General features: G+C 54.8%; 10 protein-coding genes. All 10 read right to left on the reverse strand.

From position 1 onward, the window contains the following. Window positions 1–55 precede the first annotated feature (55 nt). A complete protein-coding gene (locus EL257_RS26920) occupies window positions 56–1,075 on the reverse strand; it encodes a hypothetical protein (protein WP_232013050.1) in 1,020 nt (339 codons plus the stop codon). 167 nt (window positions 1,076–1,242) lie between these two features. Next, entirely contained in the window at window positions 1,243–1,683 is a 441-nt protein-coding gene (locus EL257_RS26925) for a hypothetical protein (RefSeq protein WP_172604588.1), read from the reverse strand. A gap of 43 nt (window positions 1,684–1,726) precedes the next feature. Beyond that, window positions 1,727–2,485 carry a lysozyme inhibitor LprI family protein gene (locus EL257_RS26930; RefSeq protein ID WP_126368276.1) on the reverse strand — a complete coding sequence of 253 codons (759 nt, stop codon included), beginning with the start codon at window positions 2,483–2,485 and terminating at the stop codon, window positions 1,727–1,729. A gap of 2 nt (window positions 2,486–2,487) precedes the next feature. Beyond that, window positions 2,488–3,351 (reverse strand): tetratricopeptide repeat protein, encoded by an 864-nt coding sequence (locus EL257_RS26935; protein WP_126367713.1) that lies wholly within the window; start codon window positions 3,349–3,351, stop codon window positions 2,488–2,490. Window positions 3,352–3,355: 4 nt separating this feature from the next. Next, the gene (locus tag EL257_RS26940; protein WP_126368278.1) at window positions 3,356–3,811 is read right to left on the reverse strand and encodes a hypothetical protein; all 456 of its coding nucleotides are present in this window, start codon (window positions 3,809–3,811) and stop codon (window positions 3,356–3,358) included. 184 nt (window positions 3,812–3,995) lie between these two features. Beyond that, window positions 3,996–6,608 carry a T6SS phospholipase effector Tle1-like catalytic domain-containing protein gene (locus EL257_RS26945; protein WP_126367715.1) on the reverse strand — a complete coding sequence of 871 codons (2,613 nt, stop codon included), beginning with the start codon at window positions 6,606–6,608 and terminating at the stop codon, window positions 3,996–3,998. Then, on the reverse strand, window positions 6,593–7,075 hold the full coding sequence (locus EL257_RS26950) for a DUF3304 domain-containing protein (RefSeq protein WP_232013130.1): 483 nt from the start codon (window positions 7,073–7,075) through the stop codon (window positions 6,593–6,595). Before EL257_RS26950 ends, EL257_RS26945 begins: the two co-directional genes overlap by 16 nt. A gap of 294 nt (window positions 7,076–7,369) precedes the next feature. Next, a complete protein-coding gene (locus EL257_RS26955) occupies window positions 7,370–7,924 on the reverse strand; it encodes a DUF3304 domain-containing protein (protein ID WP_126367719.1) in 555 nt (184 codons plus the stop codon). After that, window positions 7,924–8,730 carry a DUF4123 domain-containing protein gene (locus tag EL257_RS26960; RefSeq protein ID WP_126367721.1) on the reverse strand — a complete coding sequence of 269 codons (807 nt, stop codon included), beginning with the start codon at window positions 8,728–8,730 and terminating at the stop codon, window positions 7,924–7,926. Before EL257_RS26960 ends, EL257_RS26955 begins: the two co-directional genes overlap by 1 nt. Before the next feature lie 11 nt (window positions 8,731–8,741). Then, window positions 8,742–10,808 (reverse strand): type VI secretion system tip protein VgrG, encoded by a 2,067-nt coding sequence (locus EL257_RS26965; RefSeq protein ID WP_126367723.1) that lies wholly within the window; start codon window positions 10,806–10,808, stop codon window positions 8,742–8,744. Window positions 10,809–10,818 lie beyond the last annotated feature (10 nt).

A 10,818-nucleotide genomic window follows, 5' to 3' on the forward strand; every position in this document is an offset into this window, starting at 1 on the left:
TGCGGATGAAAAAAAGTGGACGCCAAGTCCCCTTTCTAAAGCTCGATAACAAAAACTAGCGAAAGTCCTCTGCGCTTTTTGGGCGCGCTTCCAACCCCCGGAGCGGCGCCCGGTTTATGTAGGCATTCCCTCCCTCACCGCAATACTGCCGGAACACCGCCTTGTCGTCCTTGAGCACCGTCAGATAACTCAGAAAGGCTTGATTAACGAGGTAGGTATAAGCACCGTTTTTGAACTTGATGATGTTCAAGTTCACGCTGCCTTCAGAAGCGTTCACGACAAAGAATTTGCCCTTGGGTGGCAAAGCCGTCTTCGGATAGATCATCTCTATTTTGCTCGGCACGCCGTAACGGTACTGAACAAAACCGGCCGTGGGCTTGCTGTTTCCCCGTGCACAAACGGAAACCGTCTTACCACCCTCCAACGGGCAACTGAAGTAAATGTCTTCGTCATCTGAACACAACGTTCCATCCTGCCTGCCCTTCAATGGCGCTGTTTCTTGCGAGACGCGTACTGATATTTGAGTGACATCGGCGCAATTGGACAAACACACCAGCTTCGAAAGATCCGGAACATCGCTTTCAGTAAACAGGTAAGTCGCTGAACCATCACGGTTGCGAGCGTGGTAAACGGGAACACTGACAGCCAGCCCCTTGGCTGACACGGGCACGATTTCATCCTTCCCTGAGACGACCCAGCCTTCAGCACCACCGCACAACGCCTCCAAGGCAACTTCACTGAAGGGTTCTTTCGTTGGCACTGCGAACGGCTTGGCATCACCTCGACAGTCATAGCCGTGCCAGTACGGTCCGGTGTTCGGGTCAATGTCTGTCGAGAAAATATAGGCGCCGTCGAGTACTACTTTTCCGCCGTTGTAAGTAAAAACCAGCCAACGACGCGTCTTTGCCTGGGAGTAGTTTTCGTTCTCCAGAATGTAACGCTCGCCATCTCGATACAGCCAGAAACCACTCATTGCTCCGGCCGATTCCGCCTCGTCGGAGAGACGTTGCCCGGATTTTGCGTCCACCAGAAGGTTTTCTTTCAACGCCAACGCACAGCCGCTGCCCGCGTCCATGCAGGACTTAAGGGACGGGAACATTGGCCCCGCAGCCACAGAGAAAGAGCACAGCAATAACGCGACCAAAGCTAATCTTTTCAACTCGCCTCCCCGCTGATGATTCAAGAGCCTGATTGAATATGAAAAAAGGGGCGTTAAGCCCCCCAACGTGAGTATTCCCTGTCTCACCACTGGCAACCTGTTTCAGGCTTCGAATCCACGTTGTAATCATTTTCAAACGAATACTTCTTTGCAGATTTGTAATTTGTATACGTCATCGCATCAACACGGCCACCCTGAGTGACCATCTGATACTCACCTGACAGAGCGCCATCAACCACTTCAACCCAAGTCGTCGTGTACTGATAGGGGCGACCATACGCAAGCTCTTCTTGCTCAGTGTTGCGGTGAACCAGCCCAATAGCCTTTTTCGACTTGCTGTACTTGACGCCAGCACCGCTCCATTTGGCGACAGAATCGTAATAGGTTCTGAATTCAAAATTTATGGGCTTGCCTTCGTAGGAGCGGAAGCAAAAAACCTCGGTCGTGACCTCGCTATGAGCCGCCAGAGGAACGATAACGAGCAACGCGGAAAACAATGCAGACGAAAATTTCAAACCGAACATTCCTTTAGCGGTTTCATGGGTATCAGCAAACGATTCGGGCCTGTTATGCCCCAGGCTCAACCGCGTCGCACTTCAGCTCTTTGATTTGCTCGTTCTTGATCGGAATCACACAAGCGAGGCGCTTCTCTCCGAGCCCACGAAGCTCCGTCAACCTTAGCGTCACGTGCAATCCATCATCGGCAAACGCATGATCCTCAAACCCGGCATCGGCATAGTCCGTCCAAAATGCCTTGCCCTCGAAACTGCAAAACCGCTCGGAGGACAGCACTCTCCAACCGCCGTTGGGCGCCAGTATCTGGACCGTCAGGCATGGGCTGCCAAAGGTGCTGACATAACGTGCCACGACATCGCCGAAGCGCTGAGAGCCGGACAGGTACACCTTGTTGAGATCGACTACATTACCCGGCTCATCAGCGACGATTGTGTCCAGGTAGGCCGCACGCTCCAGACTTATTCTGGCCATGCAGTTGCTGATCGTCGTGACATGCGCTGCCACCCCAGGCTCGATTTCCGTGGCTTCAAGCGGGCACGTGGTGTCGCGTAGCTTGATCCAGGCGCGCTGAGATTCTCTGGCCATGGCGACCAGCGCCTTACCCTGCTCAGGGTCGCGCCGCTGTTGAGCCTCAAACCGTCCCAGCAGTTTCTTGTAGCTGGCATTGAGTTGCGTGTCGGCTTCCTTGAGGGCTGCCTCCACACACCGATCAACCTGGGCGCTAACGGTGATTTCTTTGCAGTCGTCCTCGGCCATCGCGAAGGAGACAAACAGACACCCAAAGGACAACGCGATAAAACGTGCAAACATGTTCAATTTTTCATTTCCTGAATGGCTGATCGCTCAATTACGCGTTGAGGTATTTTCTGCGCCTTGCCGTCGGCGCTCATCCCGTCGCGGTATTGGCTGTAATAGCGCTGCGCTTCGCCTTTCCGATCATGGCGCCAGAGCGAGTCGGCTATGTTCAACATCAGTACCGTGCGCTTACCAACGGACTCAACGCCGCGATAAAACTTCAGCGCCAGCTCATCGTTACCGCCCTCGGCCAAGTAGAAAGCCAAGTCGTTGAAAGCTTGAACATTGCGCGCCGGTGGGTGACAAGCCATATAGGACTCTGGACTTATAGTGCGAAGATTGAATGCGAGTTCTTCCACGCGAGATTGCGGCTTCTCAATATTTGAGACCTGCTTCAATAAGTCCTTTGGAGACGGCGTCTGCATGACGAGGTCAGGCGCATCCTCTTCTCCGGAAATCCACCGATTGCCCTCCCACTTGCCGTAGCAAAACCTGGCTGCAGGCTGACTGAGCACGCAACCGGTCTCCATCGAAATGACCCCGCAACCAGTTTCCTCTGTCGGGATTTCTTCACCCTCCTGGCCAATGACAACGCCATACAAAGTCTGAAGGAGGAGCAATGTTTTCTTGTCGGGACTTAACCAAGCCTCATGCGTTTCAGTACCCACCGCGGGTACATAGAGGGGAAACGTTTTTCCATTGGCGGTAAACGAGGCGACCGCCGACTCCGCAGCAGGCCTGCCCCATGTCTTGTCCTTCAGCGTCACTAAGTGCCCGCCAACCCCCACGATCTGAATATTTTCAGACAAGGCATTGGCTGAAGCTGACAGGCTCATGACAATCATCATCCGCTTAAGGGTGCCCGCGAGAAGATGATTCATCCGCTCACTCCTCATCCATCGGCGACGATTCCACGTCGGTCATGCTCAGCAGTCGAAATTCATTGTTCACAAACTCGTAGTAACGATCCCGGTTACCACTTTCCAACGCATTCCCCTGCGCATCTTCTTCGCCGTCGAGCGTGATGCCGGAGACGATGACCAAACGACTATCGGGCTGGTAAACCATGCCAAACGTGCTGCCGTCGTAAGCATTCGGCAGACCTCCAACCACTTCACCGGTCTGGGCGTCCAGCACTTCGCCGCAAATGGCGCTGCCGCCACAACCGAGCCTGTGCAGGATGTAATGGCCGGCGAAGTTGACCTTGCCTTGCGGGGCTTGCACCCGTGCCTGATCCATCATTGGACTGCTGTTCTCTTGCGGCACCAGTTTATGGTTGGGCCCGTTGAAAACTGGCGTGACGGTGTAATCCTTGAAGGCTGGATCGGCAGCGAATGCCATGGACGCGGCAGCCAATATCAAGCTGCCGAGAAGAACCGAAAATCCTTTCACGCTTTAGCTCCATCTATGCAATGCATCGTCAACATCCCCACTCGAAGGCGAGAGAAAAGGGGACAGACCACGTTTTTCGGGTAATTACTAAAACCGTGGTCTGTCCCCATTTCCCGCTGTTCACCTATTACGATTACACCTTCTTCTCCGACACCTTCAGATTGCCGGCCTGCTCGGCCACCAAGTCCATCCAGCCACCGGGCTTTTCTTCATCATTAGCGGCTTCCGCCACCATACCGGCCAATGAACCGAAGTCCTTCTTGCGCGCAGCTTCGGCTGCTTCCACCGCTTGATGGGCAACCAGGATTTTCTGTAGTGCCGCGGTGTTGGCAGTGGCTTCGCTCAACGGTTTAAGCGGAGGCAAGGCGGCGACTTTGGCGACCATATCGCCCGGCGTCTTGGTGAACGACCTCAGAGCATCCAGATTGCTTGCCATCGGAATCGCGATACCGGTAAGCGGGTCGAATGCGCTGATTTCTGGTAGGCCTTTCCCGGTCAGTATTGGTCGAGCGGCGTTCATCAGAGGAAGTGCCAGCAACATACGCGGATCGCGTTTTTTTATGCTCAAACCGATACTGGCTACCGCGACGCCGATGCCGATAACACGCCCAGCTGTGGCAACCAAAGACAGCTGTTTGTTTGACTCATTATCGAAATGCACCAGACGTATGCGGAAGTAATCTGTGAAAGGTTCGCGTGGCCCTAAGCCAGATGTATTCATAAACCATGCGCGAGAGTCATGAACCTGATCATCAAACAGTGCAACCAATTCTTCTTGACCCTGACGCACTTTGTTTGGCCCGCTGAACATTTCCTTGTAACGCGCCGTGCCATTGTCGTACAGGTAGTTGTACTCCTCGGCTTCATCTTCCTCGTTGATAGCGTAGACAGTGCCGCCAACCAACATATCGACGATCGTGCTGCCGATTTTCCAGTCATCCAGGATTCCCCATTCCTTCAGGTAGTCATGACGGAACTCAGCAGCCGCACCCAAGAGCTGAACTCGATCGAGGGGTGGATCGAAAGCTTTCTCCAGACGAATGCTGTCGACCTTTTCCTGGCCCCCCACAATCTGGACATTTAATTGATATTCTTTTTCCTGCGCCTCAGTGTAAGTGGGCAGCGGTTGCCCTTGGGCAGCGGCAGCAGATTCAGCGGAGCGACGCTTATAGATCGCACTCCAGGCATCCTGCTGGGCCGCCGGCATATCCTTGTCGACATTTGCAAAGAAACCACGTTGTGCTAAGCCACCGGCATAACGATCAATACGCCAGCCCGTAATGAGCGCCTGCTCACGCTTGATCATTTCATCGAGAGTGCCGCCTTTGACTTGAGACTGCCATGCATTGAAACGTTTGATCAGCTCGTCTGAAACCTTGAATTCGATTTCCGTTTCTGGGGCCATCACACGCCAGTCTTCGTGAACATCTGGCTGGCTTGCCGGCTCAGGTACCTGCAAAGGTGCACCTGCCTTGAAAGCTTCTGCATAAAGATGATGCAGCGGTATTTGCGATAGCACGTGGTCAGTACCCGGTAGGGCTTTGCCCTGACTTCCAGGTGGATAGCCCCCGCCCACATCTGAGTGCACCCCAGGGTAGAGATATTCTTCCGTTCCACTCCGATAACTTGACGCCTGAGTGTCATCCCGTTGGCCAGCAGCGTTTTTGGGCCTACGCCTGATTGAGTCTAAGGGGAAGCTGGCGCGCTGTTCGTGTGCTGATACCAGATGAACGCAACGCTTCAAAAAGTGGCAATCATCAGGAAGTGCGGTACTCATGCATTTTTCTACTGCCTCATCTGGCAGGCGCATTGTATCGTCAGCCCAGCCCATATGACCCGCTGCAAAAGGCATGCTATCTGCCATACCTACAGCCGCTACCGTGTCACAGATGCCGAGAAATTCGATAGATATTGGCAGTCCGGCAAAGCGGTACTCGGTCTGGCCATCAGCGCCAGTGCAACGAGTTAAGGTTTGCAGCCAATTAGCAAATGTCCGAGCCTGTGCTGCGCCACGGGAAAAACCATAAACATACAATCGCATAGCGAGAATGTGAGGTTTAACTTCCTCATCAACGCGCTTTTTTAACGCTTCCTCGAATTTCTGAATCTCTGGTCGCATTGCTGCTTCACGGTTTTTTTCTCCATTTTCCAAGAGTCCACCCGTGATCGCAGTCACCAGCCCGGTGGACATTGCACCTATCAGTCGCCGCATATCAGGCACAGCAAGGGCAGTAGACTCCAATGTCAGCTTTAATGCGTCCAGCATTCGAGTGAGCCCCCAGTTAATCCGGTTCTCACCCCCGCTCGCGAACATCAAACCACCATCGCTTGGCGTAAATTCGAGTATGTCAGGAAAAACGGTACCTACCCCTGGGCTGTAGTAACGAAAATATCCTTGCGCTTGCGCGTCGCTGGAGTCGCCGACACTGGCATGGAACATCCGAGCGATATTGCTGCGCGACGACGGAGTGGAAGAACCATCGGCCTGGTCATTGTTGTTGGTACCATCGAAAGCAAGGGTGATATGCAGGGTCTTACTGCAAGGTGGGCCGCTCTGAATATCACCTTTCGCCTGTAATAACTTTCGTTGCTGATTTCCAAACGCGACCTCATCACGCTTTTGCAGTTTTATATTTTCCGTCAACTGACTCGGCTCCCTTGGCAACCGGCGAGTCAAAGGAAAACTAGGGGCCACTAGTGCGCCAGCAGGTTTTGAAGTGGCTCCCGAATTCAAAAAGTCGGACATTTGGCGGACTCCTTCGCATTGAAATAAGCATGGTCCGGATAGTCAGGATGCTCCGGGGTGTAGCAGGTGGTAGAAACACGGACTTTATCGCAAGGTAGAAAATGCACCTGTATTGCGCAAAACTTTTCGCCATACTTAGGAACATCGACAATTTCTTTATGATGCGTGTAATTAGCGGCATGACGGGTATAAGCATCAGACTCAATCTGGCCGTACTTATCACGTTTAATGGCCGCGCGAGGGGCCGGATCGCTTTCCCACTCAACAACAGCTTTCAATCCCGGAGTCCATGTACGAGGCAAGGTGGTACAGCAAGTCTGAGAGCTCAGACCACCTTGATGCGGGCCAATGTTAGGCCCGCCGCCTCCATTCACTGTGAATCGATTAATGTTACTGGACGTGTGGTTATAGCCTGAAATGGGAGTGCCTAACATCTCGGACTGCGCCTGACAGGCAGCCAAATTCATCGAACCAAATATCAACAACAAAACGTTGGTTAACCGAATCCTTTTAGGACGAAAACACCCCAATCTACTTTTAACCTTAAAACGATCCCAGCCTAGAAAAACTTTTGATATAAGCGCCAACGAACCCCGCAAGTCGTTTACCCAAACCATACGCTTAGACATATACCTGACCCTCCATGCTCGCCTGATAATTAACAGGACTTTCGGACAACCAGGTCCTGCGCTTATTGTACATATACGTTTTAAATCGCATATCAGAAAATTCCTTTCGAACCTGCCGCACCGTATGCCGAATTATAACTTCGAACATACCGACGTCTCCTTTAATTGAAAATAAGCCTTATCGGGATAGTTACGATGACCGGGTGTAAAACACGTGGTAGAAACCCGAACTTGATCACACGGCAGAAAGTGAACTTGTAACGCACACACCCTTTCAGCGTACTTTGGAATTTCAACGATGGTTGAATGATGAGAATACCCAGCAGAGTGAAGAGCAGCAGCATCCTTTGCAATTTGACCCTGCTGGTCACGTTCAAGCTTCGCATAGGGCTGTGGATCTTTATCCCACTCAACAACCGCTTTTAGATTGGGACTCCATTGAACAGGAAGTCGACCGCAACAGACTTCACCGCCTCCCTGATGGGGCAAAATATGAGGACCACCGGCGCCATTGATACTAAATCGAATAACTGATGCAGACGTGTGGTTATAGCCAGTAACCGGCGCACTCACCATCTCCGGCCCACCACGACACCCACTAATCGCCGCCGCCCCCATCAATACCCACACACAGACCAGCCCGGAAGACATCGCCCTCCGCACCGCCCCCCGCGCAATCGTATTCATCAAATCAACGCCTTCGGCGGCTCATCGATCACAAACGACGAGTTCTCCACCAACCACTGTTCAATAAACGGCTCGCGTTCCTCCGGCTCTTTCAAGCCCTTCTGATTCGCCGCTAACTGGCTGCGATACAAATGCCGAATCAAACTCTCGTTACGACTCAAGCCATAGTTCTGTGGCACTGCGCAGCGATCGACGCGGTAGGCATCTGCTTCTGTCCACGCGAGCAAGTTGGCCACTTGCGGGTGATCGAACATTACCGGGCCGGCGGCGGGTATCTGGGCGTGGCGGACATAGTTGCCGGGCAGGCTTTGCGGTTGTTGGTCGCGGTCGAGCCAGTGCCACGAGATGACGGCGGCGTGGAAGGCGTTGCTTTGTGCCGGGGTCAGGGTTTCGGCGACTGGCAGCAGCATGCGCGGGTCGTAGTAGCGCAGCACGCCTTCGGAACGGCCCTGGTTCCATTGGGCTTGAAGGAAGCCGCGCAGGTGATCGGCGAGCGCTTCGAATTGCCATGGGCTGAATACAACGACGACATGTTTGTTGCAGTCGACGGCGTTGATGAAGGTTTTCAGCCAGTCGCGTTGGGCGATGTCGACGCGCAGCAGCAGCGGACCGAAGTCGGCGATGGCAACTTCGGGCGTTTTTTCGAACAGCTTGGCCAGCTTTGCCGCGTCGGGCTGTTCGGCAAGCTGTTGCAATAACGGGTAGTCGAGGCTGGTGGCATCGACCAGCACGTCGAGGTGCTGCTGCTTGAGTTGTTGAGCATTGACCCACAACTCGTCGAGCCAGCGCGCATTGCTTGGTTTCATGAAGTCATCCTTTATCGTGCGGCCAAGGCTTGAGCGTTACGTTTGGCCCGGGCCAGACATTCCTTGCACACCGGCGGTGGCGGTTTCGGTGCGTTGCCCAGTGCCTGCGGTGGCACCGCGCCCGCGATGTCCTTGTCGGCAGCGCCCGGCAATATCGGCGGTTTGATGCCGATGCCTGTGCCGGAGCCAGCCGAACCACCGGCATTGATCTTGATCACCGGCCCAACCACCGTCACCCCACCGCCATCCAGCTTGATAAAGCTCCCACCCCCCAGGATGGTCAGCTCCGTCCCCGCCTCAATAACAATCTTGTCTCCAGCCTTGAGGTGGATCTCTTTGCCCACACTGGTCAATTGCGCCGTGCCCAGCTTCACATGCTGGTTCTGCCCAACCGTGAGGTGATCGTCCAGCTTCGCCTCAACCTTGCGGTCGGCGATCGTGGTGCGGTGTTCTTCGGCCTTCAGCTCGGTGTAGGTGTTCTTAACCACCGTGTCATGACGCTCATTCCCGACCCGAATCTTCTGGTCATGCTCAACGTTCTCATCCCAATCGCGCTGGGCATGAATGTAGATTTGCTCTGCACCTTTCTTGTCTTCAATGCGCAGTTCGTTGTAACCGCCGCCGCCCGGTGAGCTGAGGGTTTTGAACACGCTGCGGGTCTTGTTCGCTGGCAGTGCGTACGGCACCGGGTTTTCTTTGTGGTACAGGCAGCCGGTCACCAGCGGTTGGTCGGGGTCGCCTTCGAGGAAGGTGACGAGGACTTCCATGCCGATGCGCGGGATGCTGATGGCGCCGTAGCGGTCGCCGGCCCAGGCGCTGGAGACGCGTAGCCAGCAGCTGGTTTTGTCGTCGGCGAGGCCTTCGCGGTCCCAGTGGAACTGGACTTTGATGCGGCCGTACTGGTCGCAGTGGATTTCTTCGCCTTTGGGGCCGGTGACCATGGCGGTCTGGCTGCCGAGCACGCGTGGTTTCGGGTGCTCGAGGGCTGGGCGGTAAAACACGTCCCACGGGGTGGCGAGGAAGGTGTTGCGGTAGCCCTGGTGGAAGTCGTCTTTGTTGTCGGTGGTGTCGCTGGTCACGCCTTCTTCGAGGACTTGCGGCTGTTTGCCTTCGTGGAAGATTTCGGTGAGCAGCCACAGGTCGTTCCACTCGGTGCGCGGGTGGTCGGACATTTCCATGAAGTGACCGCTGACCAGTTTGGTCTGGTCGCCGCGACCTTCGGCCTGGCGGTAGTCGGCGCGGTGGCGTTCTAGGGCGCGCTGGCTGAGGAACTTGCCGCGCGCGCGGTCGATGAAGCGGCCCGGGTAGTCGTAGTCTTCGAGATCCGGTTCGGTGCTGTCGCCGTCAGGCTTGTACGCAGCCTCCATTTGCAGACGCGGCTTTTCGAAGTCGTAGTCACGGCGCGTGGTGCGGCTGGTGCGGGTTTCCAAGCGCAGCTTGAAGCCTTTGATCACCGGTTCTTCGGCGACCATGCCGCTGCCTTGCACGTAGGCAGTTGGCTGGCCAAGGTTGGGGAATACGGTCTGGTCATCGCCGAACACCAGCAGGTGAGCTTTTTCGCTGTGCTGGAAGTGGTAGTGAATACCCTCTTCTTCGCACAGGCGCTGGACGAAGTGCAGGTCGGTTTCGTCGTACTGCACGCAATAGTCGCGATCCGGGCACGGTTGGCTGAGCTGGAAGCTGTAGGCGTTGCCCTTGATGCCGTGCTCTTGGAGGATCAACGCGATGATTTTCGGCGCCGACATCTGCTGGTAGATGCGCTGGTTGGTGCGGTGATGCAGGTATTGCAGTTGCGGCACGATCGAAACTTTGTAGCGAGTCAGACGCTTGCCCGCATCGCCCTGGGCGACGCGGTAGATCTGCCCGTGAATGCCCGAGCCCTGTGGATCGAATGCCAGAAACGCCTGCTTGTGCAGCAGCTGTTCGAGGTCCAGATCGGGGTTTTCGCTGACCAGTTCGAGGTCGAAGCGATACGGCTGGCTGATGCCTTCGGTGCCGGTGAACGACAGCACTTGCAGGTCGCCGACGTAGTCTTCGACCTTGAGGCTGAAGTGGGTTTCGTTAGCTGAGTTGAACATCGTGTGCTCC

The organism is Pseudomonas fluorescens, from assembly GCF_900636825.1.
Classification (GTDB): domain Bacteria; phylum Pseudomonadota; class Gammaproteobacteria; order Pseudomonadales; family Pseudomonadaceae; genus Aquipseudomonas; species Aquipseudomonas fluorescens_BG.